Source organism: Streptomyces sp. NPDC048277 (assembly GCF_040652235.1).
Lineage (GTDB): Bacteria > Actinomycetota > Actinomycetes > Streptomycetales > Streptomycetaceae > Streptomyces.
This window is the reverse complement of record NZ_JBEZLQ010000054.1, coordinates 1-20,225: the sequence shown is the minus strand read 5'-3', so window position 1 is coordinate 20,225 and position 20,225 is coordinate 1. Positions and strand designations below refer to the sequence as shown.

Below are 20,225 nucleotides of genomic sequence, written 5' to 3'. Positions count from 1 at the left end.
CCGCCGCAGTCGGCGCCTCACCCGAGGGAGCACGAGATGACGGAGTCCGCACACGCGCCCGAAACCGATGGCACTGTCTCGCGACCGCAGCCCGACGTGCCCGGCGATGCCACGCTGCACCGCAGTCTGGGAACCTGGCGCCTCATCCTGCTCGTGATCGCCGCGGCGGCCCCGATGGCCGCGGTCATCGGCATCGTGCCCACCGCCTTCGCGCTGGGCAACGGGGCGGCCGTGCCCCTCACCTTCGTGGCCGTGACCCTCGTCCTGGGGCTCTTCGCCGTCGGGTACTCGGCCATGAGCCGCCGGGTGGTGTCGACGGGAGCCTTCTACTCCTACGTCGTCCAGGGCCTGGGCGGCATACCCGGCCTCGGCGCCGCGTGCGTGGCGGTGTTCTCCTACACCGTGTTCGTCGCGGGAGCGCTCGGCTACTTCGCCTACTTCTGCCAGGCGGCGGTCGCCGGCCTCACCGGGTGGAACGGTTCGTGGATCTGGTTCGCCGCCGGCGGCTGGCTGCTGATCGCCGTCCTCGGTCACCGCCGCATCGACCTGAGCACCCGCGTCATCGCGGTGCTTCTCACCGCCGAGTTCGCCATCCTCGCGGTCCTCGTGATCAGCGTCGTCGCCCATCTGGGGCGCGGCGCCTTCCCGGGCGAGGCGTTCTCGCTCCACGCCGCCACGTCCGGGGCTCCGGGTATCGCCGTCATGCTGGCCTTCACCTGCTTCATCGGGTTCGAGTCGGCCGCCCTCTACTCCGAGGAGGCGCACGACCCCCGCCGGAGCGTCTCACGGGTCACCTACGGCTCCGTCGCGGTGATCGGCGGCTTCTACGTCCTGACCTCCTGGGTGACCGTGGGCGCCGTGGGCAGCGATCGCATCGCCCGCGTGGCCGCGCAGAACTCCGGAAGTCTCTACTTCGATCTCACGACGCGTTACCTCGCCCCCTGGGTCACCGACGTGATGGCCGTGTTCCTGGCCACCAGCCTCTTCGCCACCACACTGTCCATCCACAACGTGGCGGCACGGTACTTCTTCGCCCTGGGACGCCAGGGCTGTCTGCCCGCAGCGGTGGGCCGCGCCCATACCGGGCACGGCAGCCCGCACGTCGGCAGCGCGATCGTCAGTACGGTGACCGCGGCGATCGTCCTCGCCTGCATCGCCTCCGGCGTGGCGCCGCTCGTCGGTCTGGGAACCGTGGCCGTCGGGCTGGGAACCGTGGGAATCATCGCCCTGCAATGTCTGGCGAGCATCGCGGTCGTCGGATACTTCCGCAGGATCGGCGAGCGGGCGACCTGGTCGACCGTGGCAGCCCCGCTGCTGGCCGGCCTCGGACTGTGCGGCGCGGTGGTGCTCGCCGTCAGCAGGTTCGAGCTGCTGAGCGGCACCGGGAGCGCGCTGACGAACAGCCTGCCCGGCCTCACGCTGGTGGTTTTCGTCATCGGCGGCGGCTACGCGGTGTGGCTCCGGTCGCGACGACCGCAGCTGTACCTCCGGATGACGGAACTGATGACCACGGATCCGTCGACATGAGACGGCGTCACCGAGGCCGACGACGACAGGAGTCTCCGCTTGTCTCCCCAGGCGAAACCTAGTGACCGGCCCGCGCCCCTCTCGCTCCGCGAACGCAACAAGTTGCGGACACGGCGGGAGATGCTGCAGGCAGCCCTGGAAGTCTTCGCGGAGTCCGGGTTCGGGTCGGCGACCGTCGAGAACATCGCATCGCGTGCCGGCGCGTCCAAGGTGACGCTCTACACGTACTTTCCCCACGGCCGCGAAGAGCTCTTCCGCGAACTCTACGAGGAGGTCAACAACGAACTCCTGGAAAAGGCCTCGGACATCTACGCGGCCGAGGGAACCTTCGCCGACCGCGTGCTCGCGCTGACGGAGGCCCTGCTGGATGTGGCCCGAAGGCCCCTCGTCGGCCGTTTCTACTCGATCGACGACCCGGCTCTCGACGTCGCTCTCAACCCGGTGCGCGGTCACGCGTCCCGGGTGTGGGCCGACCTGATCGGGAAGGACCTGGCCGCCGCCCAGAAGGAGGGGGCCGTCACGACCGCGGTGCCACCGCGCGCCGTCGCCGAGCTCCTGGTGGGCGGCATGCGGTCGGCGCTCTCCGAGGTCGCCCGCGACCACACGCACTCCGACGACGTTCTCCAGGCCATGAACGCCCTGACAACAGGGCTCTGAAAGCACCGTCCACGCTCCACCCAGCAAGAGGAAGGCCACCGCCGAAGATGCTTGCCGACGTCGACTCCGCCAGGAGTCTCGCCACCCACGCACTGACCCGGTTCGGCCACAGCGGCCAGGCCGTCGTCACGTTCGTGAAGTACCGGGAGAACTACGTCTTCAAGGTCGACGAGCCCGACGGCAGCTACGCCCTGCGCCTGCACCGCAACGGTTACCGCTCCGACGCCGAGATCATCGAGGAGCTCGAACTGCTCGGCGCCCTCGGCGAGGCCGGCGTGCCGGTCCCCCGCGTCCGTCGCGCCCTCGACGGGCGGCTGCTCTCCCAGGTCACCGACGAGGACGGGGACCGGTACCAGGCCGACATGCAGGAGTGGGTGCCGGACGCCGCTCCCCTGGGCGACATCGGGGAGGCCTTCACCGGCACCGCCGCCATCGATCCGGCGGTGTTCTCGGATCTCGGCGCCCTGATGGCCGACCTGCACCTCCGCGCCGCCGCGCTGCCCCGCGCCGGCGTGTCCGTCAGGCCGCCCTGGGACGCCGACGGGCTGCTGGGCGAGAGGGCGGTCTGGGGCGACCCGCTGCGCGCCTTCGCTCCCGGCACATCCGCACACGCCGCCATGACCGCGGCGGTCTCCCGGCTGGACGCGGTGCTGAGGGCCTACGGCACGACCGCCGACCGGTACGGCGCGATCCACGCCGACTTCACCCCCGAGAACGTCCTGGTGCGGGACGGGCACATGACCGTCATCGACTTCGACGACAGCGGCGACGGCTACTACCTCTTCGACCTCGCGACCGCGGCCTTCTTCTACCTGCCCCACCCGCGGGCGGACCAGATCGTACCGGCTCTGCTGACCGGCTACCGGCGGGTCCGCGAGCTCAGCGAGGAGGACCTGTCGATGTGGCCGGCCCTGCTCCTCGCACGTGGCCTCACCTACCTGGGGTGGTCCGTGGACCGGCCGGGCGACGAGACCTCGGACTTCATCCTCGAACACGTCCGCCCCCTGGTCGTGGACCTGGCCGAGAAGTTCCTCGCGTCCCCGGCGGACCGGTTCGGAATACCGGCCTGACCGCACGGGATGCGCAGCGGGACCCGCGTCGGCACCCTCGTCCCCGACCGGGTCGCCGACCGGTTCCGGAACCTCGCGGCGCGGCACCCGGCCCGCGGCCTCGCCCGACGAGCTGTGCGATGCGGCATTCGGCGTGCTGCCTCCCCACCGCAACGACGGCTGGGGGCTCGAAGAGATGACCTTCGTGGCGGAACTGTTGCTAAGCGAACTGGTCACCAACGCGATCCGCTACGGCGAACCTCCGATCCGGCTCCGCATCTGCGCCGGGCCCGCGCCTATGACGGGGGCGGCCGAGGACTTCTGCTCGTGGCCCAGATGTCCCAGGCCTGGGGCACCCGCTACACGGACGCCTGAACCGGGGGGGCGGGCACCACCGCCGCGGAAGACCGCGACCGCGCAGCACATCCATCGACTATGAACGATTACGTCTCGATACGCTACCGTATCGCGTATGGACGAGACACGGACCCCGCCAGGACGCCAGCGTCCGGCCGCTTCGTACGGTCCCGCCCGGGACGCCACGAGGGACGCCCGCATCATCGAGGCGGCGCTGGACCTGCTCGCGGAACAGGGCTACGCGGATCTGACGATGGGCGAGGTCGCCGTCCGGGCCAGGGTCGGCAAGGCCACGGTGTACCGGCGCTGGGCCTCCCGGGAGGATCTCGTCGCGGACGCTCTGGAATCGCTCGACTTCACCGTGGATCGGTCCACCGGCCCTCTCCGGCCCACCGAGCTGCGCGCCGACCTGGTGCACACCCTGACGAGCACCTCCGGGTGCGCCGGCGCACGCGGCAGCCGCCTGGCCGCCGTCCTCCTGGCCACCACACGGAGCAATCCCGAGGTGACGTCCGCCCTGCGCAAGAGGTACGTGGCCGCACAGCGGATCGGCATCGCCGACTGCCTGCGTCGGGCCGTGGCACGCGGGGAAGCCGACCGCACTCGCGTCGAACTGCTGCTGGAGCCCGGGCGCCTGGAGGTCACGGCGGCCATCGCCCTGATCATGCATCAGCCCCTCTTCGAGGAGCCGCCCCTGGATACGCGATACGTCGAGCACATCGTGGATCAGGTACTGGTGCCCCTCGCCACCGGGACGTACGCGGCCCCATGACCACACGGTCCGGCGCACACCCGATGGTGCCGTGACCCGCACGGCACCATCGGCAGGGGAGGTCAGCGCACGGTCTCGGCAGCTCCGAGCAGTGTCACCAGGCCCGCCGTCCGAAGGGCGTCGGCGATCTCGCGCAGGGACCACAGCTGCAGCTGGGGAGTGTGGTCCGTCAGCAGCACCATCAGTTCGTCGGGCTCGCACGCTTCGAGGAGCGCACGCACCTGCGTCACCACCGAGTCCCGGCCGCCGACGACCGTCCCGGCCCGCGCCTGGCGCGCGACCGCGCGTTCCGCCTCGGTCCAGGCATGGGCCTCGGCGGTCTCGGGGGACGCCAGCGGCGAGGACTGCCCCTGGGCCATCCGCGTCCAGGCCAGCTGGAAGCCGGTGGAGAGCCGTTCCGCCGTGGCGTCGTCGTGACTGATCACAGGGTGGATACTGAGGATGGCACGCGGTTCGGGGAATGCCTTCGACGGCCTGAAGGCCGCACGGTAGGCGCGGAAGGCGCGAGCGGCGACACCGACGTCCGGCGTGAGGATGTGACTGAACGCGTAGCCCAGCCCCAGCTCCCCCGCCATCGCCGCGGTGTTGCCGCTGGCCCCCGCCAGCCACATCGGTGCCGGCGCCGGCGGCATCGGCTCCGGACGCACCGTCCGGTACGGGTGGTCCTCGGGCCACTCCTGATCCTGGTGGCCGGTGAACGCGAGCAGTTCGGCGAGCTGCCGGGAGAAGTCGTTGTCGGCCCCGCCCCGCAGCGCGTGCGCGGCCACACCGTCGGTACCGGGCGCCCGGCCGAAGGCCATCTCGGTCCGGCCGGGGTACATCGCGTCCAGTACCGACATCGCCTCGGCCGCGCGCAGCGGTGTGGTGTTGCCGAGCAGATAGGCGCCGGTGCCCACGGTGATCCGGGTGGTGTGGGCCGCGGCGCGCACGCTCATCAGCTCCGGCACCGGCCCGGCGTTGAAGGGGTTGTTGTGGTGCTCGCCGTACCAGACGCGGCGGTAGCCGAGCTCCTCGACGAGGCGGGCCCGGTCGAGAGCGTCGGAGATCGCGGTCCTGGCGTCCGATCCCTCAGGGACGGAGACAGGGTCGAGCAATGAGAGCGTCACAGGTTTCATACTCGATACTCTATCGTCTCGATACGCTACTGTTTCGAGTAAGGCAGCCGACAGCTACGCACCATCAGAGGAGTTCCCCCATGTCCCGACTGGGCTCCGTTCCGCTCTCCGTCCTGGATCTGGCCATGGTCGGTTCCGGAAGCACCGACGCCGAGGCCGTCAACCGTTCGGTCGACCTCGCCCAGCACGTGGAACGGCTTGGGTACACACGGTTCTGGACGGCGGAGCACCACAACACGGCCTCGGTGGCCAGCAGCGCGCCGGATCTCATGGCCCTGCGCATCGCGGACTCCACGTCGACCATCCGCGTCGGCTCCGGAGGGGTGATGCTGCCCAACCACTCGCCGCTCCAGGTCGCCGAGCGCTACCTGACGCTGGAGGCGTTCCACCCCGGCCGCATCGACCTGGGCATCGGCCGCGCACCGGGCACCGACATGCGCACCGCACACGCCGTGCGCCGCTCGGACGCACTCGACTACGCGAAGCAGGTCGAGGAACTGGCCGGGTTCCTCGACGGAGCGCTCCCTTCCGGACACAGGTACGAGGGGATCCGGGCCCTTCCGCAGGGCCCGAGCCGACCGCCTCTGTGGTTCCTGGGATCCAGCATGTCGAGTGCGGCGCTCGCGGCGGCCCGTGGAGAGCGGTACGTCTTCGCCGCGCACCTCGCACCCCACCTCGCCGGTGTGGCCGTGCAGCACTACCGGGAACGCTTCAAGCCGAGCCGCGCGCTGAAGCGCCCCTACGCCATCGTCTCGGCCGCCGTGATCGCGGCCGACGACGACCTGCAGGCCGAGCGCCTGGCCGGATCCAGCGCGCTGGCCTACACGCAGACGGTCGCCGGGCGGCTCCACCTGCTCCCGAGCCCGAAGGAGGTGGAAGCCCACCGGTGGACGGATCAGGAGCGCGCCATCGGACAGTCCTACCTTCAGGGGCAGGTCATCGGCGGCCCGCAGACCGTCGCGTCCGACCTGGCGGACGTGCTGGACGTCACGGGCGCCGACGAACTCATGGTCACCTCGACCGTGCACTCCGCCGAGGACCACCGCCGCAGCTTCGAGATCATCGCCGAGATCGCGGCAGCCGCGAAGGCGTCCCGCTGATGTGTTCGCTCCCCTTGTCCGTCCCACTCCTCTGCGGGAGCGGCGGTACCCCTTCCAAGCCGGCGGCGGTACCGAGGCGTTCGCCCTGGCGGCGCCCGTCGCAGTCCGACCACCGGCCGGGCGGCCGGGGTGTCTCGACTCCACTACAGGAAACTCGCGCATGATCCCGTACTCGATCGTCTCCGTATCCGCAGGGCTGCGCCGGCCGTCCACCAGCCGCAAGCTCGCCGACCGTCTCACCGAGGCCGCCGCCGCCGAACTCACGACCCACGGCGGCAAGGTGCGCGTGCGCTCGATCGAGCTGCGCGACCATGCCCACGACATCACCGACGCCCTGCTGACCGGCCGCGCCACCGCGGAACTCGCCGACACGGTCCAGGCCGTCGCCCGCGCCGACGCACTGGTCGCCGTGACTCCCGTGTTCACGGGGGCCTACTCAGGCCTGTTCAAGTCGTTCGTCGACATCCTCGACAAGGATTCCCTGGGCGGCCGGCTCGTCCTCCTCGGCGCTACAGGAGGCTCGGCCCGACACCAGCTGGCGCTGGAGTACTCCCTGCGGCCGCTCTTCACCCACCTGCGCGCCGAGACCGTTCCCACAGCCGTGTTCGCCGCTCCGGAGGACTGGGAGCCCGACGGCGAGACCCGCCTTTCCGAGCGCATCGGCCATGCCGCACGTGAGCTCGCCTCCCACCTCCACAGCCGCGTCGGGCTGCAGCACACCTTCTGACTCACCCCTCACGAAAAAGGGCACGACATGAACTCAACCACCACAGCGGCTGACGACGGCACCCGGCGTTCCATGGTGCTCGGAGCACAGGTCATGAACTACGGCTCCGCCGACGCGGCCTGGCGCTGGCCGGGCACCAACCCTCGGACCTACTTCGACCCCGACACCTGGGCCGAGACCGCGGCCCAGGCCGAACGCGGCAAGATGCAGTTCCTCTTCATAGCCGACCATCCTGCCGTCCGTGAGGACCTGACCCACCACAAGCCCTCGGCCACGATCGACCCCATCGTGGTCGCCGGCCATGTGATCAGCCACACCAGCCGCATCGGCATCGTGCTCACGCAGTCGACGACATTCAACTTCCCCTACACGGTGGCCCGTCAGCTCAAGGCCCTCGACCTGCTCAGCGGGGGCCGCATCGGGTGGAACGCCGTCACCACCCAGGAACCCGCCATCGCGGCGAACTTCGGCTCGCCGGTCGCGGACCGGACCACGCGTTACGCACGTGCGCACGAGTTCGTCCAGCTGGTCCAGGCCCTGTGGGGCAGCTGGGGACCGGATGCGCTGAAACTCGACACGGACGCCGGCGTGTTCGCCGACGCCACCGAGATCCGCCCCATCGACCTCGCCGGCCGGCATGTCGCCTCCCGCGGCCCGCTGCCCATCCCACCCTCACCCCAAGGACAGCCGATCCTCTTCCAGGCCGGCGGCGGCGCCGAAGCGCTCACCATCGCCGGAAGCTACGCCTCCGGGGTCTACTCGATGGCCACCGACATCCAGACCGGACGCGCCCACCGCCTCGACCTCGACGAAGCGGCCGTCCAGGCGGGACGCGCGCCCGAGGACATCAGGCTCTTCATGGGCGCCTTCACCACCGTCGCCGACAGCATGGAGGAGGCGCTGGCCCGACGCGAAGAGCTGATGCGCCTGTCCCCGACTCCCGTGCACGCGCGACTGCGGCATCTGTCAGCCCTGGTAGGTGCCCGCATCCCCGCGGACCGGCTGCACGCCCAACTCTCCGCGTCCGAGCGCTCCTCGCTGCGTCCCGCGCCCTTCCAGCTCCACGCCGAGAAGGCGGTGCGCCTGCTGACCGAGGGACACACGCCCTACGAGGTCCTGCTGCGCGGTGTGACCGACTTCCACACCACATTCCTCGGCAGCCCCGAGGAGATCGCCGACGAGATGCAGGAACTCTTCGAAGCCGACGCCTGCGACGGCTTCGTCATCGCCCCCGACGTCGTCGGCGACGGCCTCCCCGCCTTCACGGACAAGGTCGTCCCCGTCCTCCAGCGCCGCGGCCTGTTCCACGCGGACTACGAGGCATCGACCCTCCGCGGGCACTTCGGTGCGCCGCGCCAGTACGGACGCGACGTCAACCCCGCACCCGAACCGGAGATCGCCGTAGGCGCTTCCGATCAGTGAGCGGAGCTCGTCGACGAGGTCGGGGGCAGCGCGCTGCGCTGGTCCAGCCATGCCCCCGGCCGGACCGAGCACGTCCTGATTATGCCGACGCAGGCGTGCCTACGTTCGCGGGCTGACCCCGTTGAGGGCGAGGGCGAGGAGCCGGCTCGTCTCGGCCGCGGGATCCGAGCAGTTCTCGGTGGCCAGAACGATGCCGACGATCAGCGTGATCAGATCGGTGGCGGTCACCCCTGATGCGACCGCCCCGGCCTGCGCGGCGCGTTGCACGAGCGGCTGGGCCGCCATGCTGAGCTCCGTCGAGCAGGAGGTCCCCCTGTCCTCGTCGACCATACCGTCCGGGAGAAGAGTGACGGCGAGTCCCCGCGCGGAAGCGATGTAGGCGGCGAGAGCGTCCAGCCAGTCGAGCAGTGCCGCTCTCGGATCGCTCCGCCCCATCAGTTCGCGGGCGTGGACACAGAGCGTCTCGGTCTGTTCGCGAAAGACGGCTTCCAACAGGGCGCGGCGGCCGGGGAAATGCCGCCGGACCGTGGCCGAACCGACGCCCGCCACCCGGGCGATCCGCTCCAGGGATGCGTCGGCGCCGTACGCGGCGACCTCCTCCTGGGCCACTTCGAGGATGTGCGCGTAGTTGCGTCTGGCGTCTGCACGCTGGCCGGCCATGAGATCACCTCCGAGTCACTATCCGGCGGGGCCCTCCAAATAGTATCCGAGGTTTTGACGGCATACCGCGCCATTGCAGCGCGCCCCGCCATGCGACGCGGGGATCCCGGCAGACCGGAGGCCGAGCCCCGGTGGCGGGCGATGGCACGCAGTCCGATCCTCTCGCTCAACAGGCCGTGGAACAGGGCGTGATGGGCGCACATGCGCTCGGCCCGCCGACCGGCGGGCCAAGCAAGTGAGGACAGCTCGCCGGCCTCGCTGAGGGCCAGAACGCCGCGGCAGGCCACGCGAATGAAGCAACCGCGCCGACGGCCGGAACAGCCCGCGAGGAGGCCGCTGAGCAGACACTGGACGCCGCCGGGGCGGGCGGCATGCGCATCTGAGACCCGTACCGGGAGGCCCAGGCATGGTGACAGCGGCCCAGCCCGCAACCACGGGCACTTTCAGCCCGCTGACCACATGGACCGGATGGCAGCAGTTCGTCGACACGCCCCGCGCACCGGCACGGGACGCCGACGACCAGGAGTGGACGCTGGAGCAGCGGGAGGACTGCCACGCGCGGTTCGCGGTGCTGAAAACCCCCGCGATCGACACCATCTCCACCGCGGTACGCCGACTGCTGCTGCTCAACCGCGGCCAGCAGGGCGGAGTCCGGCGCGGACCGATGATCTCCAGGCCGGCGACCATCGGGAAGACCGCCGCCGTGCAGCAGCTCGGGCGCACCGTCGAACTCGCCGACCGGCGCCGCCACCCGCACCAGGACGAGCCTCTGCCGGTGCTGTTCATCAACGTGCCGCCGTCCTCCGCCCCGAACATGCTCATCAGCAAGTTCGCCCGCTTCCTCGGCCAGCCGGCGCAGGGGCGGGTGAACCAGATCCAGATCACCAGCGCCGTGTGCGCGCTGCTGTGCGAGTTGGGCACCCGCGGCCGGGCCGGCGCCCAGACCTCCGACCAGCTCGAGTACCTCGGCGAGCGGATCCCGGCCACCTTCGTCTGCTCAGGCATCGACGTCGAATCCTCACCGCTGCTGACCGGCGTGCGCGGCTCCCGGCTCGCCGGCCGCTTCACAATCGTGCGCAACCAGCCGCTGCGCGGCGGCAGCGGCGCGGACCAGCAGATCTGGCGCGACCTCGTACACGGCGTGGACAGCACCCTGCGGCTCCGCCGCCACAAGCCCGGCACCCTGGTCACGCACGCGGCCTACCTGCACGCCCCTACCTGCGGCCTCTCCCGCCTCGGCCCCAGGCCGCGGTGCCCCGGCCGGGTGCCGTGCGGAGTGGGTGTTACGTGGGCCTCGTCGGCTGCGGCGCCGGCCCGGCGGTCCTGGGCCGCACGGCACTGGCGGTCACTGCGCCGGCGGAGCGGTCACCACGGCCGGCCGCCGCGGACCGGGTGTCCGCGGCGGGCGGCGGCTACCAGGTCACCGGGAGTTCGTAGACGCCGTAGACGATGCCGTCGTCCTTGAAGGGGACCTTGTCGATGTCAGTGGCCAGGCGCAGTTCGGGGATGCGGCGGAAGACGGTGCCGTAGACGACCTGGAGCTCCAGGCGGGCCAGCTGCTGGCCCAGGCACTGGTGGATGCCGAAGCCGAAGGCCATGTGGCGGCGGGCGTCCCGGTGGACGTCGAGCCGGCCCGGGTCGGGGAAGACGTCCTCCTGCCAGTTGCCGGTGGCGCCCGGGATGATGACGCCCTCGCCGGCCCGCACGAGGTGCCCCGCGATCTCCAGGTCCTCCAGGGCCAGGCGGCGCTGGCCGATATGGACGACCGTCAGGTAGCGCAGCATCTCCTCGGCCGCGCTCGCGAGGACCTTCGGGTCGTCGGTGTCGCGGACGACGGCGAGCTGGTCGGGGTGTTCCAGGAAGGCCAGGACGCCGAGGGCGATCATGTTGGCGCTGGTCTCGTGCCCGGCGCCGAGCAGCAGCTGCCCGAGCATGGTGGCTTCCAGACGACTGAGTTCGCCGTCCCGCATCAAGGCGGCGAACTCGCTGAGGAGGTCGTCGGCCGGTTCCACGAGCTTGCGGTCGAGCTGGTCGCCGAGGTAGCGGAAGAGCGCGCCGGAGGCCGCCCGGGCCTGCTCGGGCGTCACGTCGCGGCGCAGCGCCACCTTGCTGTTGCTCTGGAAGAAGTCGTGGTCCTCGTACGGCACGCCGAGCATCTCGCAGATCACCAGCGAGGGCAGCGGCAGCGCGAGCGCCTCCACCAGGTCGGCCGGCTTCGGCCCGGCCAGCATCGCATCGATCAGTTCGTCCGTCCTGCGCTGGATCGCCGGACGCAGGCTCTCGATCCGCCGTACGGTGAAGGGTGCGGTGACCATACGGCGGATGCGCGCGTGGTCGGGATCGTCCATGTTGAGGAAGGAGGGCGGGGTCTTGGAGGCGGTCTGGCTGAAGGCGGCGTTCAGGTAGGGGAAGCCCGCGCGAGTGGTGTCGACGCTGAGCCGCTGGTCGCCGTAGAGAGCCTTCTGGTCCTCGTAGCGGGTGACGAGCCAGTGCGTGCTGCCGTCCCACAGCCGGACCCTGGAGACCGGCTTCTCGGCGTGCAGTTTCATCAGCCCGGGAGGCGGGGCGAAGGGACACCCGGCCTCACGGGGCATCGGGAAGTCGGGAACAGCCTCGTCCAGGGCTCCGACAGCAGCGTCGGTCATGTCACTCCTCATCATGGTGGGGGGGGAAGAATGATCCGCCATCATCGAAGCCCACGAAGCTGACAACTCCCCGCCAGAAGGCTGACGGAAGGGCTAGTGGCCGGATATCGGCGTTCGGCTCAGGAACGGCGACCACGCGGACAGTCCAGTCCGTGGACAGTCCGGTGGCACCCCGCAGACGACCGAAGTCCCCGAACGCATCCACCTTGTCCGCCCGCACCTCGGTGTCCGGGCCCACGAGGGTGCGCGCAGGATGTCGGGGTTGATCGGAGCTCCTGGGACGGGAGAAGCGACCGTGGCGGAGGTGGGCGATGAGAGGACCGTGCACGAGCAAAACCCCATAACCCAAACGGCGGTGGTGCAGATGCCGCGGCTCATATCGAGGCCGCCCGGCTGCTTGCGGCAACGGACACGGCCGGACGGATGGAGGTGGTGGTGGCGACGGATCCCGAGCCCGACGGCCCGCCGACAGCCCTGCGATCCGCAGCGCTCGCGTGGAACAGCGTCAGAACAGACGCCACTCACCGTATGGTGCTTCAGGACGACGCGGTACTGGGACGTGTGCCGGAAAGTGGCTGGTTGTGACTTTGTGGCCTGTGTTTCTATGCCGGAGTGAACAAAGACAGCTTCGGGGCTGCTGTGGAGTGGTCAGGCCCCCGGATCCGACCGAGGGCCAATGGCGATGTCGAGAAATGCGTAAGGGTTCTCGCGGAAGTCCATCGACGTGACAGTTATCCGGTGAACTGGCCTGGCCAGCCTCATGAGTGGTTGTCGCAGGCTTCTCTGTTTGGGGCCTGGGTCGCTGAACTTGGTGGCCGTCTCGTTGGCCATGTCAGCTTGTCCCGCAGCGGCGAAGGGGATCTGGCTCCCGGCTTGTGGAGCGAGCGGAGCGGGACGAGCGAGGACCTGACCGCGGTGGTCAGCCGGCTGTTCGTCGCCCCACAGGCCAGGGGGCATGGCATCGGTGCATTGTTGATCGGCCAAGCCGTGGAGGAAGCACGACGTCGTGGCCTGCATCCGGTGCTTGACGTTGTGGTGTCGGATACTGCCGCGGCAGCGCTGTATGAGCGGCTGGGCTGGGAGTTGATGGCCACGGTCGAGCAACGATGGAGCCCCTCTCAGCTGGTGGCCATCCACTGTTACGCGGCGGGATCGTGACCTGGCTGGTCACAGCCACTCGTTGATGGCGGCGACGAGGACAGCCGTCTCATAGCGGACTGCGAGCTTGTCGTCTCTCGTAGCCACGGCACGATGCCTCTTGAGGCGATTGATGCCGCGTTCGACCGCGTGTCGCGCCTTGCAGTCTTCCAGGAGGCGTACGCCTTGTCGGCGCGCACACGGTCGGGCCGGGTGCGGGGTCTGCCCGGCCCGCGGCGGGGCACGCGGATCTTCTTCAGGATGGGCTCGAACTGCGGAGAGTCTCCGCGTTGCCCAGCGGTGATCACGATGGACATCGGCTTCTGGCCCTGCTCGACGGCCAGGTGCAGCTTGGTGGTCAGGCCTCCGCGTGAGCGTCCGAGGCCGTGGTCGTCCGGCTCGACGCCGTGGCCACCAGGCGTCGTTCCGCTGCCGGCGGCGGAACAGGTCGTATACCCGGGCCCACGGGACGCCGGTCCGGGTCCGGAATCGTATCCCGTTGATGAGCTGCCGCTTCGTCCACGTCGGCGGACGGCCCGGAGAGGCCGCCGAGCTGGACCTGCCGGTCCCCACGGCGCGGTGCCGGGCATCCTGCTCGGCGCTGGCGCTCACACCGGCTGAAGCCAGGGTGCCGTGTCGCCCGAGGACAACTCGTAGGCCGCCAGCAGGCGTTCGGTGTCGGCCAGCTGGCTCAGCCAGCGGTCGCGGACGACGTCGATGCCGGTCTCGGGCTCCTGGAGGGACGCCAGGTATCCGGCGAGCGGGGCGCCCTGGGGACCGGCCTGCTCGTGCATTTCGATCATCTTCGCCACGATCTTGGTCTGGATGCCGTAAACCGGAATCTGCGGGCCACGGGGCGCGATGAGACCGATGAAATACAGCTTCTCGGCGGCCTCCGTCACGATGCCGCCGGCGCAGCGCACGGGTACTCCGCCGACCCACCTGAACAGGTCGTCGTCCAGGAAGGGAAGGCGTACGTTGAAGCCGGTGGCCCACAGGATGGTGTCGTAGTCGCGGGCCGTGCCGTCGGTGAAGTGGACGGTCTTGCCGTCGAAGCGGTCGATGGCCGGGCGGATGGTGATGCGGCCGTGGTGGATCCAGTACAGGAGGAGATCGTTGACCACCGCGTAGCCCTCGGCGAGGGTGGCTCCCTCAGGCTTGGGCATGCCCGGGTAGGCGTTCCACTCTCCGAGCGACAGGCGGGACATGAGCCGGTTGATCAGGTCCTGCTCGGACGGGGAGAAGTCCGCCAGGAAGGGCACCTGCTGGCGTGGCACGCCGAAGTACGTCTTGGGCTGGAACCAGGAACCGTGCCGGACGACGATGTCGGCCTCCAGCCGGTGCTGGGCGACGTCGACGGCCAGGTCGCAGCCGGAGTTGCCGGCGCCGACCACGAGAATGCGCTCACCCTCCACGTCGGAGACGTTCCGGTACGAGCCCGAGTGGATCGTCTTTCCCGTGAACTCGCCGGGGATGTCCGGGATCTTGGGGTCCCACAGGTGGCCGTTGGCGACGAGGACCCCGTCGTAGATCTCGTCGTCCCCGGCGGAGGTGGTCACGCGCCAGCCGTACGCACCCGTCCGGGCGTCCCCGTTCCCCTCGGGCGCCTCGACCGGCTCGACGCTCGTCACGGCGGTGCCGAACCGGATGATCTCGTAGAGACCGTGGTGGCGGGCGTACGACTCGATGTAGGCGCGCACCTGGTCGCGGCGTGGGAAGTGCGGGTAGTCGTCGGGCATCGGGAAGTCCTCGAACGTCGTCATGTCGCGCGAGGTGATCAAGTGGAGGGCGTCGTAGTCAGTGTGCCAGTGGCCACCGACCCGGTCGGTCTTCTCGAAGCAGTCGACCTCGTGCCCGCGCAGGCGAAGTTGCTGCAGAGCGGAGACGCCGGCGGCGCCGGCACCGATGACGCAGTAGCGGGACATGGGGATTCCCTTCGTGGTCCGGGAAAGCAGGAGCTTCGGCATGGCCGGGCCCGGTCAGGGGCGACTGGTCGGCCCATCAGGATGACGACAGATTGACAGCGGGATCGCTCTGGATGAATGCGCGATCCGCGGGAGCACCCCAAGGGTTTCCCTATGACTGCGGCTCATAGGGGCCACGGCGGCGGGCAGGCGTGTGGTGGGCGAGGCGGTCGGCGGCCTCGCGGTCGGTGGCCTCGCGGTCGGGACGCCGAGGCTGTCCGTTGACCGTCGCGATCATCCGCTGCCCCTCTCGGCCAGAACACGGGCGAGCTCGGCGGCTCTTCACCCTTGTCGGCCAGGAACAACAGGCCCGACCGGCCGCAGGGTGGATTTCGATGCCGATCACGGCGGCTGCCCAAGGCTGTGCCTTGGGACGCTCCCGAACTTCGAACCTTCACCAACCGCCCGGCTCCTCCTCATACTCACCGCAAGGCCCGAGGCCCCCACCGCACCGACACCGCTGCATCCTCATCGCCGTGGCCAGGACCGCCGCCCTGGAACCGGCCGTAGTGCCGGACGCGTCAATCCCGTCCGTCCTGGCCCGGTCAGCACGCCGTGGACTCCGGCGCGGTCGCCTTGCGCTCGTCCGACGACTCCAGCTTTGACGACAGGAACGGAGATGATCGCCGATGGCAGCTGCTTCCTCCGCCGAGTCCGCCAGGCCCGCCGCCACCGCTCAGTCCACGGCTCTGGTGACGGGCGCCGCCAGCGGCATGGGCCGCGCGGTCGCGGAACGCTTCCTCGCCGAGGGATGGACGGTCCTCGCCCTGGACCGTGACGCCGGGGCCCTGGTAACGGCGGCCGGCGAACTGGGCCCGGCCTTCCGCCCCGTACCGGTGGACATCACCGACCGCACGGCGGTCACCACCGCACTCGGCTCCCCGATCGGCCTACGTGCGGCGATCAACGCAGCCGGCATCTACCCGCCCACTCTCCTGGCCGACTACGACGAGGCGACGTACCGCCGCACCTTCGACGTGAACGTCCTCGGCACCCTCAACGTCACCGCCGCGGCCGTGCCCGCCCTGCGCGCCGCGGGCGGCGGCACGATCGTCAACTTCGCCTCGATCGACGCCTTCGCGGTCTCACCGGGCCAGCTGATCTACAGCGCCTCCAAGGCGGCGGTGGTCTGCCTGACCCGCTCGCTGGCCCATGAGCTCGGCCCCGACGGCATCGCGGTCAATGCCGTCGCTCCCGGCTGGGTCGACACCCCCGGCACCCGCGCCGGCGGCCGTATGGAAGAGGGCGTCGCCGCCGTCCCGCTCGGCCGGGCAGCCCAGCCAGAGGAGATCGCCGACTGGGTCTGGAAGCTGTGCCACGGCACCTACCTGACCGGCGAAACCCTGGTCGTCAGCGGCGGACTCACCGTCCGCTGAACCGGGTGGAGGGCGGCTTCGGCCGTGTACGCCCTCCGACCCACGAGCATCCGCCACGCCATTTGCCACGCCGTTTGCCACCCGACGGAGGTACGTCCATGACCGTCCAGCACGCGCCCGCCCCGGAGCTGTGCCTGACCACCGACGTGTACGCCGCGATCCAGACACGGGATCCCGGGCAGTCCGAGTTCCACCAGGCCGCGCACGAGGTGCTGGAGTCCCTGGAGCCCGTGCTGGCCCGCCATCCGCACTACACGCACCACCGGATCCTTGAGCGCCTGTGCGAGCCGGAGCGCCAGTTGGTCTTCCGCGTCCCGTGGGTCGACGACGCCGGGCACGTGAGGGTGAACCGGGGTTTCCGGGTGGAGTTCAACTCCGCTCTGGGGCCGTACAAGGGCGGTCTGCGGTTCCACCCGTCCGTGAACCTCGGCATCGTGAAGTTCCTGGGCTTCGAGCAGATCTTCAAGAACGCACTCACCGGTCTGCCCATCGGCGGCGGAAAGGGCGGCGCCGACTTCGATCCCAAGGGCCGCTCGGACGGCGAGATCATGCGGTTCTGCCAGTCCTTCATGACCGAGCTGCACCGCCACCTCGGCGAGCACACCGACGTCCCGGCCGGCGACATCGGAGTCGGCGGCAGGGAGATCGGCTATCTCTTCGGCCAGTACAAGCGCATCACCAACCGTTACGAGTCCGGTGTGCTCACCGGCAAGGGCCTGAACTGGGGCGGCTCCCACGTACGCACCGAGGCCACCGGGTACGGCACGGTCTACTTCGTCTCCGAGATGCTCGCCGAACGCGGCCAGGACCTCGACGGTCGGCAGGTCGTCGTCTCCGGCTCCGGCAACGTCGCCCTCTACGCCGCCCGGAAGGCACATGAACTCGGCGCCAAGGTCGTCGCGATGTCCGACTCCGACGGATACGTCGTCGACGAGCACGGCCTGGACCTCGACCTGATCAAGGACATCAAGGAAGTCCGCCGCGGCCGCATCAAGGAGTACGCGCAGACCATGACCCGCGCCCGGTATGTCGAGGGCGGCTCCGTCTGGGACGTACCGTGCTCGGTGGCTCTGCCCTGCGCCACCCAGAACGAACTCGACGAGAACGCGGCGCGGACCCTGCTGGCCGGGGGCGTGGCAGCGGTCGCCGAAGGCGCCAACATGCCCACCACCCCGCGGGCCGTTCGGCTGCTGCGGGAGGCCGGCGTCGCCTTCGGGCCGGGCAAGGCGGCCAACGCCGGCGGGGTGGCCACCTCGGCCCTGGAGATGCGGCAGAACGCGGGCCGCGACGCTTGGAGCTTCGAGGTCACCGACCAGCGGCTCGCGGCCATCATGGCCGGCATCCACACCACCTGCCTCACCGCCGCCGAGGCGTACGGCGCCCCGGGCGACTACGTCGTCGGCGCGAACGTAGCGGGCTTCGTCAAGGTGGCGGACACCATGCTCGACCACGGGGTGATCTGACGCACCCGGTTGGTCGAACCCACATCCATGCAAGACAGTTGAGGAGACATTCGGACATGGCACAGGAAGTACGCGGCGTGATCGCGCCGGGCAAGGACGAGCCGGTACGGACCGAGACCATCGTCATCCCCGACCCCGGCCCGGGTGAGGCGGTGGTCAAGGTGCAGGCGTGCGGAGTGTGCCACACCGACCTGCACTACAAGCAGGGAGGCATCAGCGCCGACTTCCCCTTCCTGCTGGGGCATGAGGCCGCGGGCGTGGTGGAGTCGGTGGGCGACGGCGTCACCGACGTCGAGCCCGGTGACTTCGTCATCCTCAACTGGCGTGCGGTGTGCGGTAGTTGCCGGGCCTGTCTGCGCGGGCGTCCCTGGTACTGCTTCAAGACCCACAACGCCCGGCAGAAGATGACCCTCCTCGACGGCACCGAACTCTCCCCCGCCCTCGGTATCGGCGCCTTCGCGGAGAAGACCCTGGTGGCGGCCGGACAGTGCACGAAGGTCGACCCGGCCGTTGCCCCGCAGGTCGCCGGGCTGCTCGGTTGCGGGGTGATGGCCGGTATCGGCGCCGCCATCAACACCGGCAACGTGGGCCGCGGCGACACGGTCGCGGTGATCGGCTGCGGCGGAGTCGGCGACGCGGCGATCGCCGGAGCCCGGCTGGCGGGCGCGGCGAAGATCATCGCCGTCGACATCGACGACCGCAAGCTGGAGACGGCACGGAAGATGGGTGCCACCCACACGGTCAACTCCCGCGAAACCGAGGTCGTCGGTGCGATCAAGGACCTGACCGGCGGCTTCGGCACCGACGTCGTCATCGAGGCGGTCGGCCGCCCAGAGACGTACCGGCAGGCGTTCTACGCCCGCGACCTCGCCGGCACAGTCGTCCTGGTCGGCGTGCCCACACCCGAGATGCAGCTCGAAATCCCGCTCCTGGACGTGTTCGGTCGGGGCGGCGCGCTGAAGTCGAGCTGGTACGGCGACTGCCTGCCGTCCCGGGACTTCCCGATGCTGATCGACCTGCATCTGCAGGGCCGTCTGGACCTGGAGTCCTTCGTCACCGAGACGATCGCCCTGGACGAGGTGGAGAAGGCGTTCGCCAGGATGCACGACGGCGACGTCCTGCGCTCGGTGGTGGTGCTGTGATGGCCGCCGTGCGCATCGACCACCTGGTCACCTCGGGCACCTTCTCGCTCGACGGCGGCACCTGGGACGTCGAGAACAACGTCTGGATCATCGGCGACGACACCGAGGCGATCGTCATCGACGCCGCCCACGACGCCCAGGCCATCGCCGAGGCCGTAGGGGACCGCAGGTTGATCGCGATCGTGTGCACCCACGCGCACGACGACCACGTGGGAGCGGCCCCCGAACTCGCCGCCCTGACCGGCGCACCGATCCTGCTCCATCCCGACGACGACCCGCTGTGGAAGCAGACCCACCCCGACCGCACCCTCGACGGCCCCCTCGCTCACGGGCAGCGCCTGACGGTGGCCGGTATCGAACTGGTCGTCCTGCACACCCCCGGCCACGCCCCCGGCGCGGTCTGCGTCCACGCGCCCGTCCTGGGGGCCGTGTTCACGGGTGACACCCTCTTCCAGGGCGGCCCCGGCGCCACCGGCCGGTCGTTCTCCGACTTCCCCACCATCATCCGCTCGATCCGCGACCAACTGCTCACCCTGCCCCCGGATACGACGGTCCACACCGGACACGGCGCCTCGACCACCATCGGCACGGAGGCCCCGCAGCTCCAGGAGTGGATCGACCGAGGCCACTGACGCCATCTCAGCTCACTGGCAGGCTGCCCCATGGGATCGGCAACCGTGTGCTGCGCGACTGACAGGAGACCGCATGGTGAAAGTTGATCCCGCGCAGCGGCAGCCGGTCCCGATCGAGGTCAAAGCCCTGCACGACGGACGAGTGCTGGCAGCAGTGCCATCCGTTCATCCGCCATGGGCGCGCTGCTGTGGTCGCGGGGTGCGAGGCGCAGATCGCCGTTGCCGAGGGTGCGCCGGAACCCGTCTTGCACGTTCCGGCGGACGAACCGCTCCTCAAGTGACGCGCGGACGGGCCGGGCCAGGACAGGCCGCGGTCTCCACGTGTGGCTTCGAATGTGTCCGTTGGCCCCAGATGAACGAGTCCTGTGGCCCCAGGCATCGATTAGGGCCAGGGGTCAGCTGACTGGTGGCTGATCGGCCGGGGGGTTCGCCTTCAGCTTTTCGAATGCGGTGGGGGTCGGGCGGTTCGGCAGGAAGTCC

Annotated in this window: 18 protein-coding genes and 2 pseudogenes; 14 read left to right on the top strand and 6 right to left on the bottom strand. The window is 70.1% G+C overall.

The window, feature by feature from the left end; translation table 11 throughout:
• Nucleotides 1-36: 36 nt before the first annotated feature.
• From AB0D85_RS50940 to AB0D85_RS50920, 5 genes and pseudogenes are all read left to right on the top strand, one after another.
• Complete coding sequence (locus AB0D85_RS50940; protein WP_362338108.1) at nt 37-1,527, top strand: APC family permease; 1,491 nt, start codon at nt 37-39, stop codon at nt 1,525-1,527.
• A 120-nt stretch (nt 1,528-1,647) separates the two neighbouring features.
• Nucleotides 1,648-2,184, top strand: a complete 537-nt coding sequence (locus AB0D85_RS50935; RefSeq protein ID WP_362338105.1) for a helix-turn-helix domain-containing protein — start codon at nt 1,648-1,650, stop codon at nt 2,182-2,184.
• A 47-nt stretch (nt 2,185-2,231) separates the two neighbouring features.
• Entirely contained in the window at nt 2,232-3,254 is a 1,023-nt protein-coding gene (locus AB0D85_RS50930) for a phosphotransferase (RefSeq protein WP_362338102.1), read from the top strand.
• Between the two features lie 157 nt (nt 3,255-3,411).
• Nucleotides 3,412-3,608 (top strand): annotated as a pseudogene (locus tag AB0D85_RS50925) (ATP-binding protein); the annotation flags it as partial.
• A gap of 97 nt (nt 3,609-3,705) precedes the next feature.
• Nucleotides 3,706-4,362 carry a TetR/AcrR family transcriptional regulator gene (locus AB0D85_RS50920; RefSeq protein ID WP_362338099.1) on the top strand — a complete coding sequence of 219 codons (657 nt, stop codon included), beginning with the start codon at nt 3,706-3,708 and terminating at the stop codon, nt 4,360-4,362.
• 62 nt (nt 4,363-4,424) lie between these two features.
• Here AB0D85_RS50920 and AB0D85_RS50915 read toward each other — a convergent pair whose 3' ends face one another.
• Entirely contained in the window at nt 4,425-5,477 is a 1,053-nt protein-coding gene (locus AB0D85_RS50915; protein ID WP_362338096.1) for an MsnO8 family LLM class oxidoreductase, read from the bottom strand.
• Nucleotides 5,478-5,557: 80 nt separating this feature from the next.
• On the opposite strand from AB0D85_RS50915, the gene AB0D85_RS50910 reads away from it, so the two are divergent.
• The 3 genes from AB0D85_RS50910 to AB0D85_RS50900 all read left to right on the top strand — a co-directional run bounded on the left by AB0D85_RS50910 (nt 5,558) and on the right by AB0D85_RS50900 (nt 8,726).
• The gene (locus AB0D85_RS50910; protein ID WP_362338093.1) at nt 5,558-6,577 is read left to right on the top strand and encodes an LLM class flavin-dependent oxidoreductase; all 1,020 of its coding nucleotides are present in this window, start codon (nt 5,558-5,560) and stop codon (nt 6,575-6,577) included.
• A 160-nt stretch (nt 6,578-6,737) separates the two neighbouring features.
• The gene (locus AB0D85_RS50905; RefSeq protein ID WP_362338090.1) at nt 6,738-7,304 is read left to right on the top strand and encodes a CE1759 family FMN reductase; all 567 of its coding nucleotides are present in this window, start codon (nt 6,738-6,740) and stop codon (nt 7,302-7,304) included.
• A gap of 27 nt (nt 7,305-7,331) precedes the next feature.
• Nucleotides 7,332-8,726 carry an NtaA/DmoA family FMN-dependent monooxygenase gene (locus tag AB0D85_RS50900; protein ID WP_362338087.1) on the top strand — a complete coding sequence of 465 codons (1,395 nt, stop codon included), beginning with the start codon at nt 7,332-7,334 and terminating at the stop codon, nt 8,724-8,726.
• Nucleotides 8,727-8,825: 99 nt separating this feature from the next.
• Here AB0D85_RS50900 and AB0D85_RS50895 read toward each other — a convergent pair whose 3' ends face one another.
• The gene (locus AB0D85_RS50895; RefSeq protein ID WP_362338084.1) at nt 8,826-9,386 is read right to left on the bottom strand and encodes a helix-turn-helix domain-containing protein; all 561 of its coding nucleotides are present in this window, start codon (nt 9,384-9,386) and stop codon (nt 8,826-8,828) included.
• Nucleotides 9,387-9,792: 406 nt separating this feature from the next.
• On the opposite strand from AB0D85_RS50895, the gene AB0D85_RS50890 reads away from it, so the two are divergent.
• Nucleotides 9,793-10,851, top strand: coding sequence for an ATP/GTP-binding protein (locus tag AB0D85_RS50890; protein ID WP_362338081.1), 1,059 nt, complete (start codon nt 9,793-9,795; stop codon nt 10,849-10,851).
• Here AB0D85_RS50890 and AB0D85_RS50885 read toward each other — a convergent pair.
• Nucleotides 10,799-12,031, bottom strand: coding sequence for a cytochrome P450 (locus AB0D85_RS50885; RefSeq protein WP_362338078.1), 1,233 nt, complete (start codon nt 12,029-12,031; stop codon nt 10,799-10,801). The genes AB0D85_RS50890 and AB0D85_RS50885 overlap by 53 nt on opposite strands.
• 639 nt (nt 12,032-12,670) lie before the next feature.
• On the opposite strand from AB0D85_RS50885, the gene AB0D85_RS50880 reads away from it, so the two are divergent.
• Nucleotides 12,671-13,189: a GNAT family N-acetyltransferase gene (locus AB0D85_RS50880; RefSeq protein WP_362338128.1), complete on the top strand. Its 519-nt coding sequence runs from the start codon at nt 12,671-12,673 to the stop codon at nt 13,187-13,189.
• A gap of 66 nt (nt 13,190-13,255) precedes the next feature.
• On the opposite strand, the pseudogene AB0D85_RS50875 reads toward AB0D85_RS50880, so the two are convergent.
• The 3 genes and pseudogenes from AB0D85_RS50875 to AB0D85_RS50865 all read right to left on the bottom strand — a co-directional run.
• Nucleotides 13,256-13,551: pseudogene (locus AB0D85_RS50875) on the bottom strand (transposase); the annotation flags it as partial.
• A gap of 225 nt (nt 13,552-13,776) precedes the next feature.
• Complete coding sequence (locus tag AB0D85_RS50870; protein ID WP_362338075.1) at nt 13,777-15,093, bottom strand: NAD(P)-binding domain-containing protein; 1,317 nt, start codon at nt 15,091-15,093, stop codon at nt 13,777-13,779.
• A gap of 151 nt (nt 15,094-15,244) precedes the next feature.
• The gene (locus AB0D85_RS50865) at nt 15,245-15,370 is read right to left on the bottom strand and encodes a hypothetical protein (RefSeq protein ID WP_362338072.1); all 126 of its coding nucleotides are present in this window, start codon (nt 15,368-15,370) and stop codon (nt 15,245-15,247) included.
• 391 nt (nt 15,371-15,761) lie between these two features.
• On the opposite strand from AB0D85_RS50865, the gene AB0D85_RS50860 reads away from it, so the two are divergent.
• The 4 genes from AB0D85_RS50860 (at nt 15,762) to AB0D85_RS50845 (ending at nt 19,745) form a co-directional block, all read left to right on the top strand.
• Nucleotides 15,762-16,508 carry an SDR family oxidoreductase gene (locus tag AB0D85_RS50860; RefSeq protein ID WP_362338069.1) on the top strand — a complete coding sequence of 249 codons (747 nt, stop codon included), beginning with the start codon at nt 15,762-15,764 and terminating at the stop codon, nt 16,506-16,508.
• Between the two features lie 98 nt (nt 16,509-16,606).
• Nucleotides 16,607-17,971, top strand: a complete 1,365-nt coding sequence (gene gdhA / locus AB0D85_RS50855) for an NADP-specific glutamate dehydrogenase (RefSeq protein ID WP_362338066.1) — start codon at nt 16,607-16,609, stop codon at nt 17,969-17,971.
• A gap of 56 nt (nt 17,972-18,027) precedes the next feature.
• A complete protein-coding gene (locus tag AB0D85_RS50850; protein ID WP_362338063.1) occupies nt 18,028-19,113 on the top strand; it encodes an S-(hydroxymethyl)mycothiol dehydrogenase in 1,086 nt (361 codons plus the stop codon).
• Nucleotides 19,113-19,745 carry an MBL fold metallo-hydrolase gene (locus AB0D85_RS50845; RefSeq protein ID WP_362338060.1) on the top strand — a complete coding sequence of 211 codons (633 nt, stop codon included), beginning with the start codon at nt 19,113-19,115 and terminating at the stop codon, nt 19,743-19,745. The genes AB0D85_RS50850 and AB0D85_RS50845 overlap by 1 nt, the downstream gene beginning before the upstream one ends.
• Nucleotides 19,746-20,225: the final 480 nt, after the last annotated feature.

Bases quoted from the DNA above. Each gene is read 5' to 3' on its own strand.
- AB0D85_RS50940 (WP_362338108.1), top strand. From the start codon at position 37: ATGACGGAGTCCGCACACGCGCCCGAAACCGATGGCACTGTCTCGCGA.
- AB0D85_RS50935 (WP_362338105.1), top strand. From the start codon at position 1,648: ATGCTGCAGGCAGCCCTGGAAGTCTTCGCGGAGTCCGGGTTCGGGTCG.
- AB0D85_RS50930 (WP_362338102.1), top strand. From the start codon at position 2,232: ATGCTTGCCGACGTCGACTCCGCCAGGAGTCTCGCCACCCACGCACTG.
- AB0D85_RS50920 (WP_362338099.1), top strand. From the start codon at position 3,706: ATGGACGAGACACGGACCCCGCCAGGACGCCAGCGTCCGGCCGCTTCG.
- AB0D85_RS50915 (WP_362338096.1), bottom strand. From the start codon at position 5,477: ATGAAACCTGTGACGCTCTCATTGCTCGACCCTGTCTCCGTCCCTGAG.
- AB0D85_RS50910 (WP_362338093.1), top strand. From the start codon at position 5,558: ATGTCCCGACTGGGCTCCGTTCCGCTCTCCGTCCTGGATCTGGCCATG.
- AB0D85_RS50905 (WP_362338090.1), top strand. From the start codon at position 6,738: ATGATCCCGTACTCGATCGTCTCCGTATCCGCAGGGCTGCGCCGGCCG.
- AB0D85_RS50900 (WP_362338087.1), top strand. From the start codon at position 7,332: ATGAACTCAACCACCACAGCGGCTGACGACGGCACCCGGCGTTCCATG.
- AB0D85_RS50895 (WP_362338084.1), bottom strand. From the start codon at position 9,386: ATGGCCGGCCAGCGTGCAGACGCCAGACGCAACTACGCGCACATCCTC.
- AB0D85_RS50890 (WP_362338081.1), top strand. From the start codon at position 9,793: ATGGTGACAGCGGCCCAGCCCGCAACCACGGGCACTTTCAGCCCGCTG.
- AB0D85_RS50885 (WP_362338078.1), bottom strand. From the start codon at position 12,031: ATGACCGACGCTGCTGTCGGAGCCCTGGACGAGGCTGTTCCCGACTTC.
- AB0D85_RS50870 (WP_362338075.1), bottom strand. From the start codon at position 15,093: ATGTCCCGCTACTGCGTCATCGGTGCCGGCGCCGCCGGCGTCTCCGCT.
- AB0D85_RS50865 (WP_362338072.1), bottom strand. From the start codon at position 15,370: ATGATCGCGACGGTCAACGGACAGCCTCGGCGTCCCGACCGCGAGGCC.
- AB0D85_RS50860 (WP_362338069.1), top strand. From the start codon at position 15,762: ATGGCAGCTGCTTCCTCCGCCGAGTCCGCCAGGCCCGCCGCCACCGCT.
- gdhA (WP_362338066.1), top strand. From the start codon at position 16,607: ATGACCGTCCAGCACGCGCCCGCCCCGGAGCTGTGCCTGACCACCGAC.
- AB0D85_RS50850 (WP_362338063.1), top strand. From the start codon at position 18,028: ATGGCACAGGAAGTACGCGGCGTGATCGCGCCGGGCAAGGACGAGCCG.
- AB0D85_RS50845 (WP_362338060.1), top strand. From the start codon at position 19,113: ATGGCCGCCGTGCGCATCGACCACCTGGTCACCTCGGGCACCTTCTCG.